At 66.6% G+C, this 24,588-nt stretch carries 25 protein-coding genes; 11 read left to right on the top strand and 14 right to left on the bottom strand.

The genetic code is table 11. The annotated features are described in order from the left end of the window. Positions 1–146 precede the first annotated feature (146 nt). Positions 147–1,577, bottom strand: a complete 1,431-nt coding sequence (locus tag TBIF_RS18010; protein ID WP_024796144.1) for a wax ester/triacylglycerol synthase domain-containing protein — start codon at positions 1,575–1,577, stop codon at positions 147–149. A 341-nt stretch (positions 1,578–1,918) separates the two neighbouring features. Then, complete coding sequence (locus tag TBIF_RS18020; RefSeq protein WP_024796145.1) at positions 1,919–2,857, bottom strand: esterase/lipase family protein; 939 nt, start codon at positions 2,855–2,857, stop codon at positions 1,919–1,921. A 255-nt stretch (positions 2,858–3,112) separates the two neighbouring features. Between TBIF_RS18020 and asnB the strand changes: the two genes are divergently transcribed. After that, entirely contained in the window at positions 3,113–4,837 is a 1,725-nt protein-coding gene (asnB, locus tag TBIF_RS18025; protein ID WP_268746922.1) for an asparagine synthase B, read from the top strand. Between the two features lie 4 nt (positions 4,838–4,841). Here the strand turns inward: asnB and TBIF_RS18030 are convergent, their stop codons facing one another. The 3 genes from TBIF_RS18030 to TBIF_RS18040 are packed head-to-tail and all read right to left on the bottom strand — an operon-like array spanning position 4,842 to position 7,551. Then, positions 4,842–5,780 (bottom strand): ABC transporter permease, encoded by a 939-nt coding sequence (locus tag TBIF_RS18030; RefSeq protein ID WP_051461625.1) that lies wholly within the window; start codon positions 5,778–5,780, stop codon positions 4,842–4,844. Then, a complete protein-coding gene (locus TBIF_RS18035) occupies positions 5,777–6,583 on the bottom strand; it encodes an ABC transporter permease (RefSeq protein ID WP_024796148.1) in 807 nt (268 codons plus the stop codon). The genes TBIF_RS18030 and TBIF_RS18035 overlap by 4 nt, the downstream gene beginning before the upstream one ends. After that, entirely contained in the window at positions 6,580–7,551 is a 972-nt protein-coding gene (locus tag TBIF_RS18040) for a daunorubicin resistance protein DrrA family ABC transporter ATP-binding protein (protein ID WP_024796149.1), read from the bottom strand. The genes TBIF_RS18035 and TBIF_RS18040 overlap by 4 nt, the downstream gene beginning before the upstream one ends. 353 nt (positions 7,552–7,904) lie before the next feature. On the opposite strand from TBIF_RS18040, the gene TBIF_RS18045 reads away from it, so the two are divergent. Beyond that, positions 7,905–8,135 carry an MbtH family protein gene (locus TBIF_RS18045; protein WP_024796150.1) on the top strand — a complete coding sequence of 77 codons (231 nt, stop codon included), beginning with the start codon at positions 7,905–7,907 and terminating at the stop codon, positions 8,133–8,135. Between the two features lie 102 nt (positions 8,136–8,237). On the opposite strand, the gene TBIF_RS18050 is transcribed toward TBIF_RS18045, so the two are convergent. The 7 genes from TBIF_RS18050 to TBIF_RS18080 form a co-directional block, all read right to left on the bottom strand. After that, positions 8,238–9,041: an alpha/beta fold hydrolase gene (locus TBIF_RS18050; RefSeq protein WP_024796151.1), complete on the bottom strand. Its 804-nt coding sequence runs from the start codon at positions 9,039–9,041 to the stop codon at positions 8,238–8,240. An 80-nt stretch (positions 9,042–9,121) separates the two neighbouring features. Then, positions 9,122–9,670 carry an Asp23/Gls24 family envelope stress response protein gene (locus tag TBIF_RS18055; RefSeq protein WP_024796152.1) on the bottom strand — a complete coding sequence of 183 codons (549 nt, stop codon included), beginning with the start codon at positions 9,668–9,670 and terminating at the stop codon, positions 9,122–9,124. Continuing rightward, on the bottom strand, positions 9,671–10,288 hold the full coding sequence (locus tag TBIF_RS23925; protein WP_024796153.1) for a DUF6286 domain-containing protein: 618 nt from the start codon (positions 10,286–10,288) through the stop codon (positions 9,671–9,673). Further along, complete coding sequence (locus TBIF_RS18065; protein ID WP_024796154.1) at positions 10,285–10,683, bottom strand: Asp23/Gls24 family envelope stress response protein; 399 nt, start codon at positions 10,681–10,683, stop codon at positions 10,285–10,287. Before TBIF_RS18065 ends, TBIF_RS23925 begins: the two co-directional genes overlap by 4 nt. Further along, positions 10,670–10,849: a hypothetical protein gene (locus tag TBIF_RS18070; protein WP_024796155.1), complete on the bottom strand. Its 180-nt coding sequence runs from the start codon at positions 10,847–10,849 to the stop codon at positions 10,670–10,672. Before TBIF_RS18070 ends, TBIF_RS18065 begins: the two co-directional genes overlap by 14 nt. Beyond that, positions 10,846–11,160: an Asp23/Gls24 family envelope stress response protein gene (locus tag TBIF_RS18075; protein WP_024796156.1), complete on the bottom strand. Its 315-nt coding sequence runs from the start codon at positions 11,158–11,160 to the stop codon at positions 10,846–10,848. Before TBIF_RS18075 ends, TBIF_RS18070 begins: the two co-directional genes overlap by 4 nt. After that, positions 11,157–11,636, bottom strand: coding sequence for an Asp23/Gls24 family envelope stress response protein (locus TBIF_RS18080; protein WP_024796157.1), 480 nt, complete (start codon positions 11,634–11,636; stop codon positions 11,157–11,159). The genes TBIF_RS18075 and TBIF_RS18080 overlap by 4 nt, the downstream gene beginning before the upstream one ends. A 164-nt stretch (positions 11,637–11,800) precedes the next feature. Between TBIF_RS18080 and TBIF_RS18085 the strand changes: the two genes are divergently transcribed. Further along, positions 11,801–12,589 carry a crotonase/enoyl-CoA hydratase family protein gene (locus TBIF_RS18085; RefSeq protein WP_024796158.1) on the top strand — a complete coding sequence of 263 codons (789 nt, stop codon included), beginning with the start codon at positions 11,801–11,803 and terminating at the stop codon, positions 12,587–12,589. An 8-nt stretch (positions 12,590–12,597) separates the two neighbouring features. On the opposite strand, the gene TBIF_RS18090 is transcribed toward TBIF_RS18085, so the two are convergent. Then, the gene (locus TBIF_RS18090) at positions 12,598–13,698 is read right to left on the bottom strand and encodes a CaiB/BaiF CoA transferase family protein (protein ID WP_038171795.1); all 1,101 of its coding nucleotides are present in this window, start codon (positions 13,696–13,698) and stop codon (positions 12,598–12,600) included. A 324-nt stretch (positions 13,699–14,022) separates the two neighbouring features. Between TBIF_RS18090 and TBIF_RS18095 the strand changes: the two genes are divergently transcribed. From TBIF_RS18095 to narI, 5 genes are read left to right on the top strand one after another with little or no spacing between them, the layout of a single operon-like run. Beyond that, positions 14,023–15,249, top strand: a complete 1,227-nt coding sequence (locus TBIF_RS18095; protein WP_024796160.1) for a nitrate/nitrite transporter — start codon at positions 14,023–14,025, stop codon at positions 15,247–15,249. A gap of 10 nt (positions 15,250–15,259) precedes the next feature. Further along, positions 15,260–18,964, top strand: a complete 3,705-nt coding sequence (locus tag TBIF_RS18100; protein WP_024796161.1) for a nitrate reductase subunit alpha — start codon at positions 15,260–15,262, stop codon at positions 18,962–18,964. Positions 18,965–19,007: 43 nt separating this feature from the next. After that, positions 19,008–20,672: a nitrate reductase subunit beta gene (gene narH, locus TBIF_RS18105; RefSeq protein ID WP_024796162.1), complete on the top strand. Its 1,665-nt coding sequence runs from the start codon at positions 19,008–19,010 to the stop codon at positions 20,670–20,672. Continuing rightward, positions 20,669–21,361, top strand: coding sequence for a nitrate reductase molybdenum cofactor assembly chaperone (narJ, locus tag TBIF_RS18110; RefSeq protein ID WP_024796163.1), 693 nt, complete (start codon positions 20,669–20,671; stop codon positions 21,359–21,361). Before narH ends, narJ begins: the two co-directional genes overlap by 4 nt. Continuing rightward, positions 21,358–22,101, top strand: a complete 744-nt coding sequence (gene narI, locus TBIF_RS18115; RefSeq protein WP_024796164.1) for a respiratory nitrate reductase subunit gamma — start codon at positions 21,358–21,360, stop codon at positions 22,099–22,101. The genes narJ and narI overlap by 4 nt, the downstream gene beginning before the upstream one ends. Positions 22,102–22,119: 18 nt before the next feature. Here the strand turns inward: narI and TBIF_RS18120 are convergent, their stop codons facing one another. Further along, positions 22,120–22,986 (bottom strand): oxygenase MpaB family protein, encoded by an 867-nt coding sequence (locus tag TBIF_RS18120; RefSeq protein WP_024796165.1) that lies wholly within the window; start codon positions 22,984–22,986, stop codon positions 22,120–22,122. Positions 22,987–23,089: 103 nt separating this feature from the next. Between TBIF_RS18120 and TBIF_RS18125 the strand changes: the two genes are divergently transcribed. From TBIF_RS18125 to TBIF_RS18135, 3 genes are read left to right on the top strand one after another with little or no spacing between them, the layout of a single operon-like run. Further along, the gene (locus TBIF_RS18125) at positions 23,090–23,689 is read left to right on the top strand and encodes a TetR/AcrR family transcriptional regulator (protein ID WP_024796166.1); all 600 of its coding nucleotides are present in this window, start codon (positions 23,090–23,092) and stop codon (positions 23,687–23,689) included. A gap of 16 nt (positions 23,690–23,705) precedes the next feature. Further along, positions 23,706–24,314 (top strand): TetR/AcrR family transcriptional regulator, encoded by a 609-nt coding sequence (locus TBIF_RS18130; protein ID WP_024796167.1) that lies wholly within the window; start codon positions 23,706–23,708, stop codon positions 24,312–24,314. Between the two features lie 55 nt (positions 24,315–24,369). Beyond that, complete coding sequence (locus TBIF_RS18135) at positions 24,370–24,585, top strand: helix-turn-helix transcriptional regulator (RefSeq protein WP_024796168.1); 216 nt, start codon at positions 24,370–24,372, stop codon at positions 24,583–24,585. The last annotated feature ends 3 nt before the right edge of the window (positions 24,586–24,588 follow it).

Consider the following 24,588-nt stretch of genomic DNA (forward strand, 5'->3'; position numbering starts at 1 on the left):
TTTGCGTTGTTGCTACGACGCTATGACACCGCCCACCAGGGCATTGGAGCATCCTAAAGTCGATGACCCCGGACCTGGTGGGAACCCCGGCAACTCGCGCACTCACGGTTTGGTGGTGTGGGGCAGGGGTGCGCGAAGGTATGAGGCTAAGTCGACTCGCCTGAGGTACGGATGGCGTCGGACAACTCCAAGTACGCGTCTTTCAGGAGTTCTCCGTAGTGATCAACGTCCGGCATGGCCTCTGGAGTGGACACGAAGGTGATCGTAAGCTCGTCGCCTAGAGAGGCAATCAGGTGGCAGAGGCCATCATTGTCCTCCAACGCCAACACGCCAAAGGCGGATGTGGCCTTTGCGCCCAAGAACTGAAGATCGGCGCGTCCGCGGGGCACATTGGTTATCATCGTGTTGGCGTAGGGGGTAGAGGGGCCGCCGTCGGGCATAAGTCTGCTGATGGCCGAAATGCCACGAACCGCGAAGCCCGGCACGTACTTGATGCCAGAGTTCGATCGAATGACTGTGTCCTTGCTATTTCGAGTCTTCTCCAACTTCGAGGACTTGCTAATCGCGCTTAAGCGGAGCTTCGGATCTTCAATTTTCGTGTGGAGGTCCACAAACATTGGCAAAAATTGATTAACCGATTCGCTGGGTCGGTATTTACGTGTCGACATCGGAACAAGTGCCGCCAGCGATTCGGCGGGAAGTTCTCTCAGTGAAGTCAGATAATTTGACAGCCCCAGCGATACAACAGTCATTATCAAGTCGTTGACGGTAGAATCGCCCGCCTGGCTTGCAAGTGCTCGTACGTCGCTAAGAGGGAGACGGACAACGCCGAAGGTTCGAGCGCCACTGATCTTGTGGTCGAATCTGGTCCGTGGGCGGAGTCTGGTGGGAAGAACAACCGTGCCGGCGTCGACTTCCTGTTTGACATCACGGCTGGCCGCAAGAATGTCTTTGGCTCCGGAAAACATCGTCCGGATCTGTGTCGGCACACCGGTCAATGCGTCCTTGAGCAGTGCAGCAGATCCGGGGATGGCGTCTGATGTCGCATGAGAATCAGACGTGTCATCTACTTGCCCGGTGAACAACTTTCGTGCGATCTCAACGCTGGCGATGCCATCGCAGGCGCTGTGGTGGAATTTTAAAACTACGACGGTTGCGTTGGGAGGCAGGCCATCGACCTGGTGGACCTGAGTGAACACGTGCAGTTGCCACGGTGGTCGAGTGAGGTCGAACCGATCTTCGGTGATGTCCAGGATCCGCCGGCGAACTTCGTCCCAGGTTGTGATCGTGGATTCTGTGACAAAAATGTGGGCTTGGAGATCGACATTTTCATCACGGACCCAGTACGGGGGGGCGATGTCTGCGGGCACTCGTAGCAGTCGTCGCTGGAATAACGCGGACGTGTGAAGTCGCGCTTGCATCCACGAGAACACATCGTCCTTGCGGACCGGTTGTCCACTGCCTTGACCGTTGTCGAAGGCATAGATGCTGACGATATTCGTGGGCATGGTGGAGCGTTCCATGTAGACGAAGGCGGCGTCACGCGGTGCCAACTGGGTGAGGTTATTCTGCTGCACGGGGCATCCTGTACTCTCAGCGACTTTTTGAGGTTGGAACGACTCTGTCACTGTTCAACTTGGTGGTGCGCGATAGAACAGTTGGACCATATTGCTCATCCGACAGGGAAGGTGCGCCGTGTTGTCGAAACCATCCCGTCGGAACTGACGGCGACTGCCTATGATGATCCGCAGTCGCCTCATTATGCACCTCTGTGTCCGGGCAGCAACGAGTGACATGCGGTGGTGCAGGTGTGGAGGTCTAGCGGTCTTGAGAAGACCACGGCGGAGGCCGAGTTGCCCACGCAAAAGTTTCTGGCTGCGAGCTCCTGGCAAACGTTAGTTGAAGAAACGTAACTTGATCAGCTGCATGGCGCGGCATGTGAGATGGGGTATGTGCTGCTCAATGCGGACTGGACGAGGTGGATAGCCCGTGGCGCGGAGGTCAGCCCATCGTGGCTGACCTGGGCTGTGTCGCAGCCGTCCTGGATCCACACGTTGTGCACGGTGGCGCCGTCGCCGGGGGCGAGGAACGTGGCCTCGGGCGGGGTGGAGACCTTGTCGTCCCGGCTGGCGACTACGGTGTACTGGACTCCAGGCACGGTGTCTCCGCCCGCGTTGAGCTCCTGGAGGAAGGTGGAGCCCGCCATCTGCTCCGCGTACGCGGGGCCCATCGCCCGGTTCAGGGCGGCATACGCGGGCAGGCCGATGCGCTGGCCGAACTCGGACAGCGCGAGGACATCGCCGAAGGTGGAGCCGTGGTTGGTCGCGCCCAGTGTCACGAGGGAGTGGACGGCGTTCTGGGCGGGGTCGGCGGGGTTGGCCCCACCGTTGAAGCGCAGATACTGCCGGGCGACCACGCCGCCCTGCGAGTGCCCGACGATGTCGACTTGGGCCGCGCCGGTCGCGGACCGGACTTGCTCGACGAAGCCCGCGAGTTCCACGGCCGAATCACGGATATCGGCCATGCCGGCCGCATCGAGGAGGGTGGCGGGGTTGACCAGGGGTCCATGTCCGTAATCGAGGGCGAAGACGCAGTAGCCCTCGTCGGCCAACTGGGGCGCGAGCGTGGACCACACCGACTTGTTGGCCCAGGTGCCGTGCACCAGCACCACCGGCCTCGGGTGCTCTGCGGTGGTGCGGCAGGACCAGTCGTTGGCGCCGGCGAGGGCATCGGTGTCGGTGCCGGTGATGATCCGAGAGATTACGTTCGCGGAGGCCGGCGCGGAGACGCTGACGGACAGGCCCAACGGCAACAGGACCGCCGCTACCACTGCCGACGCCTTCTTCGCCCAGGTCATTTTTGGGGTGCTCCTCTGGCTGGGTGGCGCTGGCACCGGTGACGATGCGGGTGGGAACGCCGAGTTGGTTGAATCTTGGCCGATGTTACCACCGTGAATATTGTGACCATTGTGACTGGTGTGGCCTGTGGTGATCATCACCGCAGGTGGGTGGCTCTCCGATATCGTAACGAAAGGCCCCGTGCGGACGACGTGTAGGGGAGTGGGTCCGCCGATTGCTAACGTCGTCCCGTGGACCATCCGGGCACCAGCGATATGTGTCCCGCTAATCGCCCTGTGGCAAGGAGTTGTGTCGAAGTGTGCTCGATCTTTGGGATGTTTGGACCGCAGAATGGCGACCAGGTGTCGCTGCGGCTACAAGCGGTCGAGCTGTCCCGGCGGCAGCGTCATCGTGGGCCCGACTGGAGCGGCGTGTACGTCGGGGACAATGCGATCCTGGTGCATGAGCGGCTCGCCATTGTCGATCCGACCAGCGGCGCCCAGCCGCTGCGGTCGCGAGACGGCCACCTAGCGCTGGCGGTCAACGGCGAGGTCTACAACCACAGCGAACTGCGGGCCGGGAGCGACTACGAGTTCACCACCGGCTCCGACAGCGAGGTGATCAACTCGCTCTACCGCGAGAGCGGCCCGGAGTTCATCGGCCGGCTGAACGGGATCTTCGCCTTCGCGCTGTGGGACGCCGAGCTGGGCAGGTTCCTCATCGCCCGCGATCCCATGGGCGTGTGCCCCCTGTACTGGGGACACGACGCGGAGGGGCGGACCCTCGTCGCCTCCGAGATGAAGGCGCTGGCGGGGGTCTGCGAGGACGTGACTGCCTTCCCCCCCGGCCACATCTACGACAGCGCGACGGGCGAACTGCGCCGCTACTACCAGCGGCCGTGGCGCGAGTACGCCGCCACCGTGGACGTCGAGGTCACACCGGTGCAGTTGCGCACGGCCTTCGAGGACGCGGTCGCTCGGCAGATGATGGCGGACGTGCCCCACGGGGTATTGCTATCCGGCGGGCTCGACTCGTCGCTCGTCGCGGCCTGCGCGGCCAAGTTCGCCAGGTCCCAGGCCGAGAACGCCGTGTCCGCGGACGGGGAGACAGCGGAGGTCGCGCGTCTGCTCTCCTTCGCGATCGGGCTTGAGGGCTCGCCCGACCTCGCCGCGGCGGAGTGCGCCGCGGACGGGATCGGGACCGACCACCACGGTTTTGTGTACACGTTCCAGGAGGGCCTGGACGCGCTGCCCGAGGTGATCCGGCACATCGAGACCTACGACGTGACCACGATCCGGGCGTCCACTCCGATGTTCCTGCTCGCCCGCCGGATCAAGGCGATGGGCGTGAAGATGGTGTTGTCCGGGGAAGGCGCCGACGAGATGTTCGGCGGCTATCTGTACTTCCACAAGGCGCCGTCGGCCGAGGCGTTCCACGAGGAGACTGTCCGCAAGCTCGACGCCCTGCACAACTATGACTGCCTGCGTGCGAACAAGTCGATGATGGCCTGGGGCGTGGAGGCCCGGGTGCCGTTCCTGGACCTGGAGTTCCTCGACCTCGCGATGAGCATGGACGCGGAGGCCAAGCTGGCCGGCGGCTCGCGGATGGAGAAGGCGGTGCTGCGGGAGGCCTTCGAGGGCGTGCTGCCGGAGCAGATCCTGTGGCGGCAGAAGGAGCAGTTCAGCGACGGCGTCGGCTATGGCTGGATCGATGGGCTCAAGGACCACGCAGAGCAGGTGGTCAGCGACGCGGAGTTCGACGCCGCAGCGGCGCGGTTCCCGCTAAACACGCCAGAGACCAAGGAGTCGTTCCTATATCGGACGATCTTCGAGGCTAACTTCCCCGGTGCGGCGTTCGCGGCCACTGTGCCCGGCGGCAAGTCGATCGCCTGCTCGACGCCGGCCGCGCTTGAGTGGGACCCGGCCTTCGCGGCGATGGCGGACCCGTCCGGCCGGTCGGTGCGGGGTGTGCACGCTGAGGCGCTGGCCGCCCAACCGTGACTGGCTATCGGCCAGGCTGTGCGGCCCGCTGATAGCCGCGGATCGCCGGGTAGATGAACAGCGCCACCAGCCCCACCGCCCACCCGATGGTCATCAGGAGCGGGGTCGCGAGTGGGCCGCCGACGGACAGCGCCTTCATAGTCTCGACCGCGCAGCTCATCGGCTGGTACCGGACGAACCCCTGCAGCCAGACCGGGTAGGCCATTACCGGGACGAAGCCCGAGTTGAAGAACATCAACAGCGACGTGGCCAACGAGATCAGCTCGACCAGCCGTGCCTTGCCGCCGTACACGGCAGCGGCGGTGACCATGCTGGCGAACCCCACACCGAACATCAGCGGGACGAGGTACAGGCCGATGGCGGCCATGACGCCCTGATCGAATCGGAACCCCAGCACCACCCCCATCGCGAGGATGATCGCGGTGGTGACCATGATGCGGATGATCTCGGCGATCATCCTGCCGATAAAGCTGGAAGCGCGATGTACTGGAAGCACCCAGAAGCGGGTCAGCAGGCCGTCGCGTTGCTCGAGGTTCAGGGTGACGGCGCCGATCATGGATCCGACCATCGACGCGACTAGGGCCATCATCGCGGTCTGCCCGTAGATCGCGCTGGTGCCCGTTGCGGAGCTGATGGAGTTGCCGAGCACGATCTGGAACATCACGAGCATCAGCGCCGGGTACAACAGCGCCTGCACGGTGGTGAGCGGGTCACGGGACCAGCGGATCAGGAGCCGCTGAGTCTGGATCAGGCTCTGGCGCGCAAGCGCGGACAGCGACTTCTCGGACGGCGTGGAGGCCAGTGGGGGGAAGGCGAGCGCGTTGTCGACTAATTCGGCTGGTGCCGCAGGTACAACGCCGGCTGATGTTGAGCGGGCAGGTGTCATCGACCCGGGGACAAATTGGACCGTGGGCGCGTCATCGGACGCGAGGCGGTGTTTCATGTTCTCCTCGTGCTCGCCCAGATGGACACACCGGCAAACGCAAACAGCGCGCCGATGGTCCACACGAGTGCCGGCCACAGGACCTGCCAGGTCACTCCGCCGGAGGTCATGTCCCGCATGGCGTTCGCGATCAGCGAGATTGGTTGGTTTCGGACGAACGGGTGGATCCACTCGGGAAAGCTTGCGATCGGCACAAACCCGGTGGACAGCATGCCGAGGATCAACTGCGGCAGGGTCAACGCCTGGGTGGTTGACTCGGGCGTCGCCGACAGCGTGCCGATCGCGTCGCCGCCCATGGTCAAGGCGACCCCGACAAGCAGCGCCATCGAGAGGAACCCGATCGTCTGGCCGACTCCCAGGCTGAAGCGGAACCCGATGGCGTAGCCGCACACGACGGCCACCAGCAGCGAGATGCATAATCGGAACACGTTTGAGGACATCCGCGCCGCGAATGGCACGCCGGCGCGAATCGGCATGGTCTTGAGCCTGTCGTTCATACCCTCGGTGCGGTCCATAGCCGCGGCCATCGCGGCGGACAGCGCGGTGAAGGACAGTGCCTGCAGCGCGATGATCGGCATCAAGAACTGGGCGTAGTTGACGCCCTGGAAACTCATCACGAACTTCAGCGGTAGATAGAAGCCGACGGTGAAGACGATGGGGGAGAGCGCTGCGGTGGCGACCGTGCCGTTGCGCAGGGCTGGCGTGATCAACCGCATGCTTAGCGCCCACCACTGCTGGATGGCGGACGGCTGTGGCTTGCGTCGGCGGCCCACGTGGCGGGGGGTGTCCGTGATGACCGTCACGAGGCGGTTCCAGCCGGTGACGACTCGCCGGTGAGAGACAAGAAGACCTGGTCGAGGGAAGGACGACGCAGCGCGATGTCGATCAACTCGATCTGCGCCTGGTCCAAGCGTCGGAGAACCTCGGCCAGCGTCTGCGCACCGCCGGGGGCGGGGACTGACAGTGAGACTGTCTCGGCATTGATCTCCGACCGGAGACCAGGCGGCAGGAGATTGCCGAGGGCGGCGACCATCTGGGGAATCTCGTGGGTGTGCAGGGGGATGACCTCGCAGTAGCTGGTCCCGATGCGCGCCTTCAGCTCGTCAGCGGTGCCCTCCGCGATCACGGCGCCGTTGTCGATGACGATGATGTTGTCGCTGAGCACGTCGGCCTCTTCGAGGTACTGCGTGGTCAGAAGTGTGGTGATGCCCTGGTCTCGCAACCGGTCGACGAGGTCCCAGACGCTTTGACGGCTGCGGGGATCGAGTCCCGTGGTGGGCTCGTCCAAGAACACCACTTGCGGACGCACCACGAGGCCGCACGCGATGTCGATGCGCCGCCGCATGCCGCCGGAGTACTGGCCGACGCGGCGGTCCGCGGCGTACTCCAGGTCGAACTCCTCGAGCAGCTGCCCGGCGCGGCGGATGGCGGACTGCTTGTCCAGGCCCATCAGGCGGCCGAACAAGATCAGGTTCTCCCGAGCGGACAGCATGTTGTCCAGTGCCGCAGATTGCCCGGTCAACATGATTGAGCGGCGGACCGCCGCGGGGTCGTGGGCAACATCGTGGCCCGCGACGATGGCGCGGCCGCCATCCGGGCGGACCAGGGTGGAGAGGACGTTGACCATCGTTGACTTGCCGGCGCCGTTGGGGCCGAGGATGCCTAGTACCTGCCCGCGCTCGGCGCGGAAGCTGACTCCGCGCAGTGCTTTCACCTGGCCGAAGGACTTCGTGATGCCCTCAACTAGAACGCCCGGTTCGGACTCAATCATAGGATCTCCACTGCACGGTCGATGGGGGATTGCGAACGATGGCCGGGATCAGAGCTCATGGACACTAGGTCGCCACATTATGGCATGACCGGTCACAGGAGTATTTCGCATGTTGCCCTGTGGGTGCCATATTGGGTATCGCCGGGGTGGGAGTTGCCGTTACCGTGATTCACGTTACGCGGCCAGTGCGGACCGGGGTGCCAGCCTGCTGAACGCACGCTCGACTCTCAGCGGGATTTCGGCTTCTGCGGGAGTCGGCAGTAACATGACTCGGGCGCGGGGGGATGTAACCTGTGCGAGGTCCAGGATCGGCCACATGGTCGCTGCTGGCCGAGAATATTGAGAGGACTTCTGTGAGCAACCCGTTTGATGACTCTGACGCCAAGTTCAAAGTGTTGGTGAACGCGGAGAACCAGCACTCGCTTTGGCCGGTCTTCGCTGAGGTGCCCGCAGGTTGGACTGTCGTCTTCGGCGAGGACAGCCGCGAGGCCTGCGTCGAATACATCGAGAAGAATTGGACCGATATGCGGCCCCAGAGCCTTATCGAGGCCATGGAGGCGGACAAGAAGAACACCCAGGCCTAACCCCCTGGGCGGTCTCAGACCGGCGCCGGCACGCGACTCCCGCGGCCGGCGTATTGCTTTGTCAAAAGCTGGTGGGGCAATACGCCTGCGCGGGTTCGACCCTTAGTTGTCCGATAAGAAGTCGAGCAACAGGCTGTTGACCTCTTTTGGGCGCTCAAGATAGCCATAGTGGCCGCAGTCGGCGATCTCCTCGTAGCGCGCGCCGGGAATGGCCTGCGCCACTTCCCGGCCGAGGTAGGTCGGTGTCAGGCGATCGTCGGCGAAGCCAACAATCATGCACGGAACCGAGATGCCGCGATATGCCGCGACACGATTGCCGCCGCGGTCCATCTGCATTTGCGCCCGGATGCCCGCGGTGCGGGATGGCGTGGAGAACTCGAAGATGTCCAGCCAGTTGGGGCCCTCGTTCGGGTCCTCGATAGTGGTTGGTGACAGGTTCAAGATTGCCGTGATCGCGGCCTGATACTGCGCCGGCAATGTCACGTTCGCATCGAATAGCGCACGTTGGCCCTCGGCGAGACGCTCTTGAAACACACTGGGGCGGCCGTAGGTTGCCAGCATCACAGCTTTTGCCACCAGGTCGGGCCGGGCCAACGCGAGTTCCTGGGTGATCCGTGCGCCCATCGACGTGCCGACCACGCGGGCGGGGCCGCCGAGGTAATCGATGAGCGCGGCGATATCGGCGACCATATCGTCGAGGGTGAATCCTTGGGTGCACTCGTCGGAGGGGGCGATGCCCCGGTTGTCTACGGTCACCACTTGGAAGCCCGCCGCCACGAGCGGTGGAACCTGGTTCACGTTCCACACGCGTCCCGGGCTGCCCGTTCCCATCACCAGGACGACTAGTGGGCCGGAGCCGTGCACCTGGTAGTTGAGTCGGATTCCGTTGAGTACTGCGATGGGCATTACATTCTCCCCTGTAGGCGTCGGCTCATTGTTTCATTTCGGGCGGTGCCGACGGGTTCGGGGTGAGCGGGTGGCCAGGGCTAAGGCTTGGCCACCTGGACGAGGAATCGATAGCTTGGGGTATTGGGGCCGAACGACGCGGCCGCCTGCGTCGCCGTCGACTCCAGCAGGGCGCGCAGAGGCCCGACGTCGGTGTGCGGGCTGATTCGGATGTCGATCGAAATTGTCGGCGTCCCGCCGATCCTCCGGGCAGTCGATTTCGCTCTCAAGACTCCGTCGATGCCTTCGAGCGAGGCCGCGATTGCGCCACCGACCGCAACCGGGCTCACCGTGAGCCGGCCCATGGACCGCAGCGCGAGGTCCACAGTGCGATGGGGGCGTGGGCGCAGCAACGCGACGACGAGAGCGAGTCCGGTGAGCAGACACACGGCGGCCGCGACGCCAAGTGCCCACGGCCACCATTGTTGCTGTGCGGCAGTGAAATACCAGAGCCGGTCCATCCGTTGGGACAGGGAGCTCGCCAGCGGTATGCCGGCCCAGATCCCGATGCCAAAGAGCCCGCAGCCGAGCAGGAGGACACCCGAGATCAGCGCGACCACGCGAGCGGCCAGGGCGGTGGGCCGGCCCACTTAGATCACCCGCCGACGCTGATCAGGGGTGTGCGCGATGCCCGGCAGGACGGTCACCCGGACTTCCAGGGGCCGCTGGAGCTCCTCGACCAGGGCCGTCACCCGATCATGTAGTCGTTCCCGAAGCATCGCGGACTGCTCCTCGAAGGCCTTCTCCTCGATGGCCTGGTCGGCGGAGGTCTGGAGGGGCTCGCCGACATGGTGCGCCGCGGTCACCGCCACCTCCGCCCGCCGGGCGGTCACGGTGGTGATGGCGGTCAGCACGTTGGGCTCCTCGAAGGCGATGGCGCTGCACATCCGCGCGACGTCAGTGGGCCGGAGCCAGATGCCAGTGTCAGATTTAAGTGGCAGATGCGTGCGCGCGCGCGGCTTGAGCGCGGCAGCGATCAGCACGAGGCCGAGGACCGTCGCGGCTGGGGCGGCGCCCATCATCCAGTCTTGCCACTGCAGCTGGGCGATCCATACGGAGGCGTTGGCCAACCATGGCTCGCCGTCGATCAACTGTTGATTGATGACCAGTTCGCGGATGCAAAGCCCCGCTATCCCGCACAGAGCCAAGCCGAGCAGTACCGCGGGCGCAGTCGCCGCGGGCGACCGACGGGGCTCGAGGGCACTCATGAGACCCGGGTGGCGGACTGCCGGAGGAGCGGGGGGAGGGCAGGAGGCAGGACGCGGGTGATGGAGACATCTGCGCGGGCGACTGTCATTCCTGTTAGCCGCTGGAGGTGGTCAGCGACCGTGACCTGCACAGCCCGGGCGATCTCAGTGAGAACACACGGCCAGTCCACGGCGATCTGAACGAGGACGGTGAGTTCGCCGTCGCGATTGATGGCGAGCGCACGCGGCAACTCCCGGACCCCCACCGAGCTGATCTCCTGGCCGTGGCGGACCACGCCGGGCACGGCGAGCGCGGCGGTGGTCGCGATCCGGTTCAGCGCGCGATCCTTGATGGTCAGCGTCCCCCGATCGCCCGGATCGATGGGCTCGGCGAAGTCCGGGTCAGCCACGGCCACGGCCGCGCAGAATCGACGTGAGATCGATGGTGCCGTCGAGGTGGGCGCCGACGACGAGGCCAACGGTGCCGAGGACAAGCGCGAAGAGGAAGCCGGTGAACCCGCCGGTGGTCGCGGCGAGCACGAGCAAGATGCCGGCAATCATGCCGATGGCCGCCGAATTCATGAGGACTCCTGGGGTGTCGATAGTTCGGGGGGATATGGGACGAGATCTTCGATGGTGACCACCACAGACCGGGATTCGTGGCCGAGCACGCGGGCGACGGCGAGCCGCACGGCGTCGGCCACCGCGATGAGGTCCGTGCCCTCATAGAGGGTGAGGTGCACATGGGCCTCGCCGTCTTCGACACGCAGGCCGCGGATCCGTCGACCAGGAAGATAAGTGGCGATGGTCCCGTGGACGCCGCCGTGCAGTGCGGCGACGCCGCCGACCGCGAGGACTGCCCTCTCCAGCGTGGGCAGGTCGGGTTCGGTCACTGCACCCTCGACTGTGCCGGGGCCTCCACCTGGTCGTCGTCCTCCTCGAGGAACACGTCGTGGACGGTGACGTTGACCTCGACGACCTCGAGCCCCGTCATCCGCTCCACCGCGGCGATCACATTGCGGCGGACACCGGAGGCGAGATCGTTGATCGCCACGCCATACTCCGCGACGATGCCGATATCGACGGCCGTCTGGCGCTCGCCGACCTCCACGGCCACACCCTGCGAATGATTGACGCGGGCGCCCGGGATGCGCTCGCGCAAGGCGCCGACCACCCGGCCGGTGCCACCGCCCAGGCTGTGGACGCCGTCGATCTCGCGGGTGGCCATGCCGGCGATCTTCGCGACGACGGTGTCCGCGATGATCGTGCGACCGTGGTCGTTGACCAACTCCGTCGAGTCTGCGGCGCGGCCCGACTGGCCAGGATCGTCAGGGGACTTCTTCGAACCTTCTGCAGCCGTGGTAGCCATCGCGTGTGATCTCCCTGCGTTGCCGTGATTGGGATAGGCGCTCGCCTGCGGACAACTGTACGACCGATTGTGGGGCAGCGCTGGCCCACGGGGTCTTTGGCATCGATGTCCGGCGCAGCGGATAGCGTGTGAGACGGAACACAGTGCCCATTTCGAGGAGGACCATGTCAGAGCATGCAGAGAACCCTGCCGACGCAGCGGTGCTGACCGAGCGTCGCGGGCGAGTTTTGATCGTCACGATCAACCGGCCCGAGGCCCGCAACTCCGTCAACACCGCGGTGGCCACGGGCATCGCCGCGGCGATGGACGAGCTGGACGGTAGCGCCGACCTCTCCGTCGCCGTGCTCACCGGGGCCGGCGGCAACTTCTGCTCGGGCATGGACCTCAAGGCATTCCTGCGCGGCGAACTGCCCATGCTGCCGGGCCGGGGATTCGCCGGCATCACCGAGTCCCCGCCGAAGAAGCCGCTGATCGCCGCGGTCGAGGGCTATGCGCTGGCCGGCGGCACCGAGATCGCCCTGTGCGCCGACTTGATTGTGGCCTCCAGTACGGCGAACTTCGGCATCCCCGAGGTCCGGCGCGGACTCGTGGCAGTGGGCGGCGGCCTGATCCGCCTGCCCCGCCGCATCCCCTTCCAGGTGGCGATGGAACTGGCGCTGACCGGTGAGAACTTGGCCGCTGCCGACGCGCACCGATTCGGCCTGGTCAACCGGATCACCGAGCCCGGCGGCGCGCTGGCCACGGCGCTGGAGCTGGCGGAGAAGATCGCCGCCAACGGCCCGCTGGCGGTGGCCGCCACCAAGCAGGTCTTGGTGCAGGCCGCGGACTGGTCCTCCGATGAGGCGTTCGGCAAGCAGATGGAGATCGCCGGGCACGTGTTCGGCTCCGAGGACGCTAAGGAGGGGCCACGGGCCTTCGCAGAGAAGCGGGCCCCGGTCTGGCAGGGCCGCTAGCTGGCAGCCTAAGCCCAGATGCTGTCGATGGCCGTGTACTCCTGCGGGGGAGCGGCGGGCCGGTCGGCGGGGGTGCGCGAGAACCGGGGGGCGGGCATCGGCTGCGTGACGCCGTCGAGTTCGGACAGGATCCCGCGCGCCGCCACGTGGGGGTGCGCGGACGCCTCCTCGAAGGTGAGGATCGGGGTGGCGCAGGCGTCGGTGCCGTCGAACACCGCTGCCCACTCGTCGCGCGACTTGCTGAGGAACTTCTGCGTGAGGATCTCGCGCAGCTGCGGCCAGGTCCGCGGATCCTGCTGCGAGGGGACCGCGGCTGGATCGAGCTCCAGGCCCTCGAGCAGGACGGCCCAGAACTGCGGCTCGATGGCGCCCACGGCGAAGTACTTGCCGTCGCCGCACTCGTAGGTGTCGTAGTAGGGTGCGCCGCCGTCGAGCATGTTGCGGCCGCGCTCGTCGGACCACATCCCGGTGGACCGCCACGTCCACATCATCTGCGCCAGCAGGGCGGAGCCATCGATCATGGCAGCGTCGATGACCTGGCCGCGGCCGGAGACCGTCCGCTCATGCATGGCGGCGAGGATGCCGAACACCAGGAACATCGAGCCGCCGCCGAAGTCGCCGACGAGGTTGAGCGGCGGGACGGGGCGCTCGCCCGCGCGCCCGATGGCGTGCAGGATGCCGGTGAGGGAGATGTAGTTCATGTCGTGGCCGGCGCTGTTGGACAGGGGGCCGTCCTGCCCCCAGCCGGTCATCCGCCCGTAGATGAGCCGGGGGTTGCGGGCCAGGCACTCGTCAGGACCCAGGCCCATCCGCTCGGTGACGCCCGGGCGGAAGCCCTCGATGAGGATGTCGGCCTTGGCGATGAGGCCGAGGACCTTCTCGATGTCGGCGGGGTCCTTCAGATTGGCGGCCACGGCGCGGCGCCCGCGCAGCATCTGGTCCGTCGCCGGCAGCTGCCCGTCGCGCTGGATCCGGATGACGTCCGCGCCCAGATCGGCGAGGAGCATCGCGGCGTGCGGGCCGGGCCCGATACCCGCGAGCTCGACAACCCGCACCCCGCTCAGGGGGCCTCCGCGGGACGGGGCGGCGTCAGGCGTGGCAAAACTCACGGGAATCTCCAAGCTGTTCGGGGCGGGGATTTTTTCAGCCTAACAACCCGGTGGGGACCGCAATTCATAGGCGTCGCAACTCGATTGTGCACTTACGCTGGGGAATGTTAAAGCATGCTCCCATGGCCAAATTAATCCTACTGACCTGTGGGTTTTCGAAGATATGCGCTTTTAATAAGGAATTGTTTCCGGGTCTCGCGGAGTTGCTCCAAGGTTAGGTGCAGGTGGGTTAGGTTGGCTGTGTGCCGGTGCGGGGAGTGCTGAATATCCGTCAGCGGCTCGTGTGCAACATCTCGTGAATATCGAGGCGGACGGGCGGCTCCGATGGCGACCAAGTTAGGGCAGACGGGGAATCTGGCGCTGGCGACCTTTGTGTCGATGGTCAACTTTTGGGCCTGGAATGTGATCGGGCCGATGTCCTCGAAACTGTCCGACGAGATGGGGCTGACGGCCTCCCAGAGCGCGGTGCTGGTCGCGATGCCGGTGCTGGTCGGCTCCCTCGGCCGCATCCCGGTGGGGGCGCTGACGGACAAGTTCGGCGGCCGGGTGATGTTCCTCGCGGTCTCGCTGGCCTCGATTATCCCGGTTCTGGCCGTCGGAATCTTCGGCAACGCCAACCAGTACGTGCCCCTGCTGGCGTCCGCATTCCTGCTCGGCATCGCGGGCACGGTGTTCACGGTCGGCATCCCGTTCGTCAACTCCTGGTACCCGCCGGAGCGGCGCGGCTTCGCGACCGGCGTGTTCGGCGCGGGCATGGTCGGCACCGCGGTCTCGGCGTTCTTCACGCCGCGGTTCGTGAACATCTTCGGCCACATCCAGACGCACGTCATCTTGGCGGTGCTGCTCGCGGTCACCGCGGTGCTCGTCTATTTCTTCCTCAGCGACGCCCCGGTCTGGCAGCCGCAGACGGACCCGTTCTTCCCGAAGCTGTGGGCCGCCGCGAAGCTGCCCGTCACGTGGAACATGTGTGTGCTCTACGGCGTCGTGTTCGGCGGCTTCGTCGCCTTCAGCACCTACCTGCCCACCTACATCAAAACAATCGACCTCTACGATTTCGACGCCATCCAGGCTGGCACCCGCACCGCCGCGTTCGCGCTGGCCGCCGTCGTAGCCCGCCCTCTCGGCGGCATGCTGTCCGACAAGATCCAACCCAAGATCGTCGTGCTCGGCTCCCTCGCCGGGACCGCGGTGATGGCAGCGCTGGTCAACATCCAGCCGGCCCCGGAACTGCAGGCGGGCCTGGTATTCGGCGGGCTGGCGTTCTTCCTCGGCATCGGCACCGGTGGCGTGTTCGCCTGGCTCTCGCGGCTCACCCCGGCCAACCGCGTCGGCAGCGTGACCGGCCTGGTCAGCGCCGCGGGCGGCCTCGGCGGCTACTTCCCGCCGCTGGTCATGGGCGCCACCTACAACGCGGCCGGGAACAACTACCACGTGGGACTGATCCTGCTGGTGATCACCGCGGCCGTCGTGTTCGTCTACACGTTCTTCCTGGTGCCGGCGACCGATCCGACCAAGCGGGTCTCCCGCGACCGCAAGGCCATCAACTCATGAGGAGCGCGCAGTGACCCCACCCGTAATCCCCGCCACCGACGGGCCGGTGGCGGACCTGCTCCTGGACGCGGGCCGGTTCTTCCGCCGCAAGAGCGAGTTCTCCAAGGACAAGCGGACCATCAGCAAGGTCGGCGGGCGCGAGGGCGACGTGTTCTACCGCGATCGCTGGAGCCACGACAAGGTGGTCCGCTCCACGCACGGGGTCAACTGCACCGGCTCCTGCTCGTGGAAGATCTACGTCAAGGACGGCATCATCACCTGGGAGACGCAGGAGACCGACTACCCGTCGGTGGGCCCGGACCGCCCCGAGTACGAGCCGCGCGGCTGCCCCCGCGGCGCCGCGTTCTCCTGGTACACGTACTCGCCGACCCGCGTCCGCTATCCGTATGGGCGCGGCGTGCTGATGGAGATGTACCGAGAGGCGAAGGCCCGCCTCGGCGACCCGGTGCTGGCCTGGGCCGACATCCAGTCCGACCCGCTGCGCCGCCGGCAGTATCAGCAGGCGCGCGGCAAGGGCGGCCTCGTCCGCATCGGCTGGGACGAGGCCACCGAGATGATCGCCGCGGCCCACGTGCACACCATCAAGGAGTACGGCCCGGACCGCGTCGCCGGCTTCTCGCCGATCCCCGCGATGTCGATGGTCTCGCACGCGGCCGGCGCGCGGTTCGTGGAGCTGCTCGGCGGCGTCATGACCTCCTTTTACGACTGGTACGCGGACCTGCCCGTCGCGTCGCCCCAGGTGTTCGGGGACCAGACGGACGTGCCAGAGTCCGGCGACTGGTGGGACGCGTCCTACCTGCTGATGTGGGGCTCCAACGTGCCGATCACCCGCACTCCGGACGCGCACTGGATGACGGAGGTCCGCTACCGAGGTTCCAAGGTCGTCTCCATCAGCCCGGACTACGCGGACAACACGAAGTTCGCCGACGAGTGGATGCCGTGCGCGGCGGGCACCGACGGCGCGATGGCGATGGCGATGGGCCACGTCATCTTGAAGGACTACTTCATCGACAAGCGCGTGCCGTTCTTCGTGGACTTCGCGCAGCAGTTCACGGACCTGCCGTTCCTGGTCAAGCTCGAGGAGCGCGACGGCGCCTATATCGCGGGCAAGCACCTCATGGCGTCTGATCTGGGACAGGCCGCCGGGGGTCGCCATGCAGAGGGCGCGAACCTCAAGCCGGTCCTGATCGACGGCCGCACCGGCGAGCCCGCGGTCCCGAACGGCTCGCTGGGGGACCGCTACACCGAGTCCGGCATGGGCAAGTGGAACCTGGACCTGGAGGGGATCGTCCCGCAGCTAACCATGGCTGATTCCGGCGGGGATTCTGTGGAGCTCCTGATGACGGGCTTCGACAGCGTCGACGGATCCGCGGAGATCCTGCGTCGCGGCGTGCCCGTGCGGCGGGTCGGCGAGCATCTGGTGTGCACGGTCTTCGACCTGCTGCTGGCGCAATACGGCGTCTCGCGCCCCGGACTGCCGGGCGTCTGGCCCACCGGCTTCGATGACCCCAGCCAGCCGTACACCCCCGCGTGGCAGGAGGCGATCACGGGCGTGAGCGCCGAGCAGGTCATCCGTATCGCCCGCGAAATGGCGGACAACTCCGAGGAGTCCGGCGGGCGCACCATGATCATCATGGGCGCCGGCATCTGCCAGTGGTTCCACGGCGACGCCACCTATCGCGCGGTGCTCTCGCTGCTGCTGCTCACCGGCTCGATGGGCCGCAATGGTGGCGGCTGGGCGCACTATGTGGGGCAGGAGAAGGTCCGCCCCATCACCGGCTACAGCACCCTGGCGATGGGCCTGGACTGGTCCCGCCCGCCGCGCACCATGACCGGCACGTCGTACTGGTACACCCACACCAACCAGTGGAGCTACGACGGCTACCGCGCCGACGCGCTCACCACCCCGCTGGGCCGCGGCCGCTTCAAGGACAAGCACACGATGGATGTGCTCACCGCCGCGACGGCGATGGGCTGGTCCCCGTTCTTCCCGCAGTTCGACCGCTCCAGCCTGGACCTGGCCGACGAGGCCGCTGCGGCGGGTGTCGACGCCGCGGAGTACGTCGCGGGCAAGCTGGGCTCCGGCGAGCTCAAGCTCTCGGTGACGGACCCAGACGCGCCGGAGAACTGGCCGCGCGTGCTCAGCGTGTGGCGCTCGAACCTGCTGGGCTCCTCCAGCAAGGGGAACGAGTACTTCCTCAAGCACCTGCTCGGCACGTCGTCCAACCTGCGCGCCGAGCGCACGCCGGAGGAGTTGCGTCCGCAGTCCGTCGTCAGCCACGACGAGGTTCCCGAGGGCAAGCTCGACATGGTGATGTCGATCGACTTCCGGATGACGTCGACCACCCTGCTCTCGGACATCGTGCTGCCCGCCGCCACCTGGTACGAGAAGGCGGACCTGTCCAGCACCGACATGCACCCCTACGTGCACGCGTTCACCCCGGCGATCGACCCGCCGTGGGAGTCGCGCTCGGACTACGAAGCCTTCCAGGCCATCGCGAAGGTGTTCAGCAAGATGGCTGAGACGCACCTCGGGATCCGCAAGGACGTGGTGCTCGGCACCCTGCAGCACGACACCCCCGGCGAGACGGCGTACCCGGGCGGGGTCGAGAACAACTGGCTCGAGACGGGCGCTACGCCAATCCCGGGCAAGACGATGGGCCCCATCGCGGTGGTCGAGCGAAACTACCCGGCGATCGCGGAGATGTGGGGTTCGCTCGGCCCCCTCGTCGACACGCTCGGCATGACGACGAAGGCCATCACGTACCGGCCCGACGAGGAGGTCCAGCAGCTCAAAGAGCGCCACGGCGTGATGAGCCACGGTGTCGCGGCGGGCCGGCCGGCCCTGGACACCGATGTGAAGATGTGCGAGGCGATCCTGCTGCTCTCCGGCACGACGAACGGGCGCCTGGCCGTGCAGGGCTTCAAGCAGCTGGAGGCGCGCACCGGCCAGAAGATTGCGCACCTGGCGGAGGGGGAGGAGGGCAAGCGGATCACGTACGCCGACACCCAGGCGCGCCCCGTCCCCGTGATCACCAGCCCTGAGTGGTCCGGCAGCGAGCACGGCGGCCGCCGCTACGCCCCATTCACGCAGAACATCGAGCACCTCAAACCGTTCCACACGGTCACCGGCCGCATGCACTTCTTCCAGGACCATGACTGGCTCGAGGAGATGGGCGAGCAGCTGCCCGTGTACCGGCCGCCGCTGGACCTGCACAAGCTGTTCGGCGAGCCGCAGCTGGGCGAGACCGGCGAGCTGGGCCTGGCCGTGCGCTATCTGACCCCGCACTCCAAGTGGTCCATCCACTCGGAGTACCAGGACAACCTGCTCATGCTCTCCCTCTCGCGGGGCGGGCCCACCATGTGGATGAGCCCGGGCGACGCCGAGAAGATCAAGGTCAAGGACAACGACTGGATCGAGGCGGTCAACCGCAACGGCGTGCTGGTGTGCCGCGCGATCGTCTCGCACCGCATGCCCGACGGCGTCGTGTTCGTCTACCACGTGCAGGAGCGCACCATCGACGTGCCGCTCACGGAGACCACCGGCACCCGCGGCGGCATCCACAACTCGCTGACACGGGTGCTGGTCAAACCATCGCACCTGGCGGGCGGCTACGGCCAGAACAGCTACGCGTTCAACTATCTAGGCCCCACCGGCAACCAGCGCGACGAGGTCACGATTGTCCGCCGCCGCTCCCAGGAGGTCACCTACTGATGCGCCCCGGCGACTTGATGAACCCCAGCGAAGCGAGGCAAGTATGAAGGTCATGGCTCAGATGGCGATGGTGATGAACCTCGACAAGTGCATCGGCTGCCACACGTGCTCGGTCACGTGCAAGCAGGCGTGGACCAACCGCCCCGGCGTCGAGTACGTGTGGTTCAACAACGTGGAGACCCGGCCCGGTCAAGGCTATCCGCGCACGTACGAGGACCAGGACAAGTGGGAGGGCGGCTGGGTCCGGGACAAGAAGGGCCGACTGAGACTGCGCGCGGGCGGCCGGGCGAAAAAGTTGGTCTCGATCTTCTCGAACCCGAAGATGCCGACTATGCAGGACTACTACGAGCCCTGGACCTACGACTACGAGAACCTGACCACCGCGCCGCTGGGCGAGCACTTCCCGGTGGCGAAGCCGCGCAGCCTCATCAGCGGCAAGCCGATGAAGATTTCGTGGTCCGCCAACTGGGACGACGACCTCGCGGGCAGCCCCGAGATCGTCCCGGGCGACCCGATCCTGGCCAAGATAAGCGCGGAGATCAAGCTCGAGCTCTCTGAGACGTTCATGTTCTACCTGCCGCGGATCTGCGAGCACTGCCTGAACCCGTCGTGCGCGGCGTCCTGCCCGTCGGGCGCGATCTACAAGCGCAGCGAGGACGGCATCGTCCTGGTCGACCAGGACAAATGCCGCGGCTGGCGCATGTGCGTCTCCGGCTGCCCCTATAAGAAGGTGTACTTCAACCACAAGACGGGCAAGGCCGAGAAGTGCACGTTCTGCTACCCGCGCATCGAGGTCGGGCTGCCGACCGTGTGCGCGGAGACGTGCGTCGGGCGGCTGCGCTACATCGGGCTGGTGCTTTACGACGCCGACGCGGTCCTCGCAGCCGCGTCGGTGGAGGACGAGAAGGACCTCTACCAGGCGCAGATGGACGTGATCCTGGACCCGAACGACCCGGCCGTGATCGCCGGGGCGCGTGCGGAGGGCATCTCGGAGGACTGGCTGGAAGCCGCGCGGAAATCTCCCATCTACTCCCTGATCAAGACGTACAAGGTGGCGCTGCCGCTGCATCCGGAATACCGGACGATGCCGATGGTCTGGTACATCCCGCCGCTGTCCCCGGTGGTCGACGCCGTCGCGCGGAGCGGGCACGACGCGGAGGAGGCAGGCAACCTCTTCGGGGCCATCGACGCGCTGCGCATCCCCAAGGAGTACCTGGCCGAGCTGTTCGCCGCGGGCGACGTCGGGCTGATCGACGACGTGCTGCACAAGCTCGCCGCGATGCGGTCCTACATGCGCGATATCAACATGGGCCGCGAGCCGCAGCCGCACATCCCGCACGCCGTGGGCCTGAGCGAGGAGGAGATCTACGAGATGTACCGACTGCTCGCGCTGGCCAAATACGACGAGCGCTACGTCATCCCCACCGCCTACGCCGCCGAGGGCCACAAACTCGAGGAGACGGCGACGGAGTGCGCCCTCGACTTCGACGGCGGGCCCGGCATGAGCGAGGGATCCGGGCCGTTCGGCGAGACCAGCGGCAGCCCGGTTCCGGTGGCCGTCGAGACATTCCAGGCGCTCAAGACCCGGCAGACCAGCGAGTCCTCGGTGCGTCCCGGCGGCTCCCGCGTGAACCTGCTGAACTGGGACGGGCAGGGCGTGCCACCGGGCATCTTCCCCTCTCGCGATGGCGGCGGTGAGGTCAAGTGAGGCGGCTGCTCGGCCGGCCCGCGAAGGTCACCGACCGGCATCGGCAGCTGGTCTGGCAGGCGGCGTCGCTGCTGCTGGCCTACCCCGACGACGAGCACGAGGCGCGGTTGGCGCTAGTCTCGCGCGCGCTCGGCGAGCTGCCCCCGGCGCTGGCAGATCCCCTCGCGGAGGCCGTGGCCGGGCTCTCGCGAATGACGGCGCTCGACGCCGCCAAGGAGTACGTGGAGACCTTCGACCTGCGGCGCAAGCGTGCGCTGTTCCTGACCTACTGGACGGATGGGGACACCCGCAACCGCGGCAACTCGATGCTGCTGTTCGCCAACACCTACCGCGACTGCGGCGTCGAGCCCCCATCCGACGAGCTGCCGGACCACCTCGCCGTCGTGCTCGAGTTCGGCGCGACGGTCGACGTCGCCGGCGGGCTGGCGCTGCTGGCGAAGCATCGGGCGCCCCTGGAACTGCTGCGGCTGGCCCTGGAAGAGATGCCCTCCCCGTATGCGGGGGCCATCGTCGCGGTGCTCGCCACCGTCCCCGAACCGGACCCGGAGGCCACCCGCCTGGAGGCGCTGCGGCTGGCCGAGCAGGGCCCGCCCGCGGAATCCGTCGGGTTGAGCCCGTACTCCGTGACGATCCCCGTCGAGCAGCTCACCGCGGGGCTTCGCGGAAACCAGGCAGGAGTGGTCCGATGAGCGTGTTCAAGCAGGAGATCTTCTGGGACGTCGTCCCCTATGTCAGCCTGGCTATCCTCATCGTCGGCCTGACCTGGCGGTACCGCTACGACAAGTTTGGCTGGACCACCCGCTCCTCGGAGCTGTACGAGTCCAAGCTGCTCAGCGTCGCCAGCCCGATGTTCCACTACGGCATCCTCGTCGTGATCGTCGGGCACGTCATCGGGCTCGTGATCCCGCAGAGCTGGACGGCGGCGATCGGCATCGACGAGCACCTGTACCACTGGAGCGCGCTGATCTTGGGCGGCATCGCGGGCCTGGCCACGCTCGTCGGCATCGGTCTGCTGATCTACCGGCGCCGGACCATCGGCCCGGTGTTCATCGCGACCACCAAAAACGACAAGCTGATGTATGTGGCGCTGCTCGCCGCGATCATCGCGGGCCTGGCCACCACAGTCATCGGCATGACCCCGGCCGGGCAGGCCCCGGAGGCGAACTATCGCGACACCGTGGCCCCGTGGTTCCGGTCCATCTGGATCCTGCAGCCCGACGGCGTCGCGATGGCCGCCGCGCCGCTGCAATTCCACATTCACGTGATCATCGCGCTGGTGCTGTTCGCGCTGCTGCCGTTCACCCGGCTGGTGCACATGTTCAGCGCGCCCATCGGCTACCTGTTCCGGCCGTACGTGGTCTACCGCAGTCGCAGCGAGGCCGGCCGCGACCAGTTGCTGGGCTCCTCGCCGAGCCGCCGGGGCTGGTGATTCCGCCGGGTGTGAGAACTAGCGCGCGACCCCGCGGCCCGACGCCAGCCGCTTGCGCATGTCCCGCAGATATAGCTTCGACGGCAGGGTACGGACGGGCCGGGGAATGAATCGGTAGACCACCGGTAGCACGCGGAAGAGCAGGTCGAACGCGCGTTGATGCCGCGGTCCCCACGTCATCTGGAATGCCTCGCGGGCGCGCGGGGGCAACAGCCCGGCGGTGACGAAGTTGTTCAGCGGCATCCCCAGGCGGATGAACCACGGGGCCTGCCCGCCGGACAGGAGCTTGTTGACGAAGGCCAGCACCTGGTAGTCGACCTCGAGGCCCTCGATCTGTCGGTCCCAGTACGCGTTGAACGCGGCGAGATCCCTGGGCCACATCTCGGGCTTGACCTGCAGGGCGTTGCCGTACTCCATCGACTCGCGGTAGATCCGCTCCGCGGAGGCGGGGTCGAGGGGACCGTGGAAGCGCTCGAACAGGTCGATCCCGCCCTTATAGAGCGTGGCCGCGACCCACAGTTGCAGATCGGGGTCGAACGCGCTGTAGGACTTCGCGCGCACGGGGATATGTGCCTTGTTGACCATCTTGATGATGGCCTTCTTCTCCTCCGGGGTGCCCAGGGAAATCGCATAGATATAGCTCATCGTGGTGCGCAGGCGGCTGAGCGGCTCGCTGAGCACTTCGCTGTGGTCGGCGACGCCGTGGCCCACGCCGGGCACCGCGAGCTGGAGCAGGACGGCCGCGCCCGCGCCGAGGAAGATGAAGCTCTCGTCGACATAGTCGGCCATCCCGATAGTGGGGGAGCCGTCGGCGTTTGTGGTGGCGAGCGGGGGCAGCGGCTGCCATTCGGTCGGCGGGGCCTGATCGGTTTCTGGGTTGGCCATCGGAACTCTCCCCTGGACGCAGTAGACTGATGCAACGATTCATCGTCAACTGTTGCAGTGTTGCGGCCATTTGGCAAGGAATCTTCGATAACTTAGGAGGGGCATGTCAGTGTCGGTGGACCCCGATGAGGCAATTTTGCTGGCCGCGCTCGAGCAGTTCGCGCTGACGGGCGTCAGGCGGACCAGCACCGACGACATCGCGCGCCGGGCCGGGGTCAACCGCGCGACGCTCTATCGGCGGCTCGGCACCAAGGATGAGATCGTCGGCGCCGCCTACCTCTTCGAGGCCGCCCGGGTGCTGGCGGGCATCGAGTCGGCAATCGCGGGCATCGTGGACCTGGACGAGTACATCGCCACGTTCTTCATCGCGACGCTGCGCGGAGTCCGCGAGAACCGGCTGCTGGCCCAGCTGCTGCTGGTCGATCGCGAGGAGACCGTTCGGGCCCTGACCGCTGGCGCGGGCGGAGTGTTGGAGTTGGCGTCGGCATTCCTTGTCGAGAAGATCGAGGGAATTCGCGAGCGGCACGGGGCGGCGGAGGGTCGGGAACCGGAGCTCGGCGACGTCGAGGCGCTCGCGGGCATGCTGGCCCGGTTGACGCAATCGCTGCTGCTCACGCCCGACGGGCCGCCGCGCGTGGACACCGACGTGCAGATGCGGGAGTTCGCGCGGACCCTCCTGGCGCCGATGATCAAGGGGTGCTGAACCTATGGTTGGGGCCATGAACTCGGAACAGGCGTCGTGGCGCGAGTACCGCGAATCAAGCCTGTCCAAGCCCCTTGCCGGAGCGCTGGCGGCGTTCGTCGAACAGGGCTATCACGGCGCGTCCATCCGCGACATCGCCGCGCGGGCGCAGCTGTCGGTGCCCGGGCTCTACCACCACTACCCGTCCAAGCAGGCGCTGCTGATGGGGTTGGTGAACGCGGCGATGGACGAGCTCCTCGCCCGCAGCGTGCAGGCGGAGCAGGGTGCGGGGCCCAGTCCCGAGGCCAGATTCGACGCGGTGGTGGAGTCGTTGCTGCGCTTCCACATGGCGCGGCGCGAGTTGGCCTTCGTCGCGTCGACGGAGGCGCGCAGCATGGGGGGAGAGGCTCGGCACGAGTACATCGGCCGCCGGGACGAGCAGCAGCGGATGCTGGACCGGATCGTTGCGGATGGCGTCGAGCAGGGGGTCTTCGCGGCGAAGTATCCGGCCGACGCGGCGCGCGCGGTCGCGACGATGTGCGTGGCGGTCTCCAGCTGGTACCGCCCGGACGGGCCGCTCGCGCCGGACGAGCTCGCGAAGAGATACCTCGACATCGCCCACGGGATGGTCGGCGCCCGGCAGTAGGCCTGAAAGACAAGTCCACTTGACATGAGATGACAAGTGGACTTGACTTCATGTTGTGTCCGAGACGTTGCAGGGGAACCGAGTGCGCGAGCATCGCCGTGCCGCGCGGCTGACCCAGTCCGAGTTGGGCGCTGCGGTGGGGGTGAGCCGGCAGACCATCGTCTCGATGGAGGGCGGCAAATACTCGCCCAGTGTGTACCTGGCGCTGCGGCTCGCTCGGCACCTCGGCGTCAGCGTCGAGACCCTGTTCGCAATCCCGGAGGAGGCGTAGGCG

Origin of the sequence: Tomitella biformata AHU 1821, assembly GCF_000524475.1 — a bacterium.
GTDB classification, from domain to species: domain Bacteria; phylum Actinomycetota; class Actinomycetes; order Mycobacteriales; family Mycobacteriaceae; genus Tomitella; species Tomitella biformata.

Excerpts from the sequence above, each read along its gene's own strand:
- TBIF_RS18030 (WP_051461625.1), bottom strand. The coding sequence starts at position 5,780 with ATGAAACACCGCCTCGCGTCCGATGACGCGCCCACGGTCCAATTTGTC.
- TBIF_RS18125 (WP_024796166.1), top strand. The coding sequence starts at position 23,090 with ATGTCAGTGTCGGTGGACCCCGATGAGGCAATTTTGCTGGCCGCGCTC.
- TBIF_RS18070 (WP_024796155.1), bottom strand. The coding sequence starts at position 10,849 with ATGAATTCGGCGGCCATCGGCATGATTGCCGGCATCTTGCTCGTGCTC.
- TBIF_RS18040 (WP_024796149.1), bottom strand. The coding sequence starts at position 7,551 with ATGATTGAGTCCGAACCGGGCGTTCTAGTTGAGGGCATCACGAAGTCC.
- TBIF_RS18130 (WP_024796167.1), top strand. The coding sequence starts at position 23,706 with ATGAACTCGGAACAGGCGTCGTGGCGCGAGTACCGCGAATCAAGCCTG.
- TBIF_RS18050 (WP_024796151.1), bottom strand. The coding sequence starts at position 9,041 with ATGCCCATCGCAGTACTCAACGGAATCCGACTCAACTACCAGGTGCAC.
- asnB (WP_268746922.1), top strand. The coding sequence starts at position 3,113 with ATGTGTCCCGCTAATCGCCCTGTGGCAAGGAGTTGTGTCGAAGTGTGC.
- TBIF_RS18080 (WP_024796157.1), bottom strand. The coding sequence starts at position 11,636 with ATGGCTACCACGGCTGCAGAAGGTTCGAAGAAGTCCCCTGACGATCCT.
- TBIF_RS23925 (WP_024796153.1), bottom strand. The coding sequence starts at position 10,288 with ATGAGTGCCCTCGAGCCCCGTCGGTCGCCCGCGGCGACTGCGCCCGCG.
- TBIF_RS18020 (WP_024796145.1), bottom strand. The coding sequence starts at position 2,857 with ATGACCTGGGCGAAGAAGGCGTCGGCAGTGGTAGCGGCGGTCCTGTTG.
- TBIF_RS18120 (WP_024796165.1), bottom strand. The coding sequence starts at position 22,986 with ATGGCCAACCCAGAAACCGATCAGGCCCCGCCGACCGAATGGCAGCCG.
- TBIF_RS18085 (WP_024796158.1), top strand. The coding sequence starts at position 11,801 with ATGTCAGAGCATGCAGAGAACCCTGCCGACGCAGCGGTGCTGACCGAG.
- narI (WP_024796164.1), top strand. The coding sequence starts at position 21,358 with ATGAGCGTGTTCAAGCAGGAGATCTTCTGGGACGTCGTCCCCTATGTC.
- narH (WP_024796162.1), top strand. The coding sequence starts at position 19,008 with ATGAAGGTCATGGCTCAGATGGCGATGGTGATGAACCTCGACAAGTGC.
- TBIF_RS18095 (WP_024796160.1), top strand. The coding sequence starts at position 14,023 with ATGGCGACCAAGTTAGGGCAGACGGGGAATCTGGCGCTGGCGACCTTT.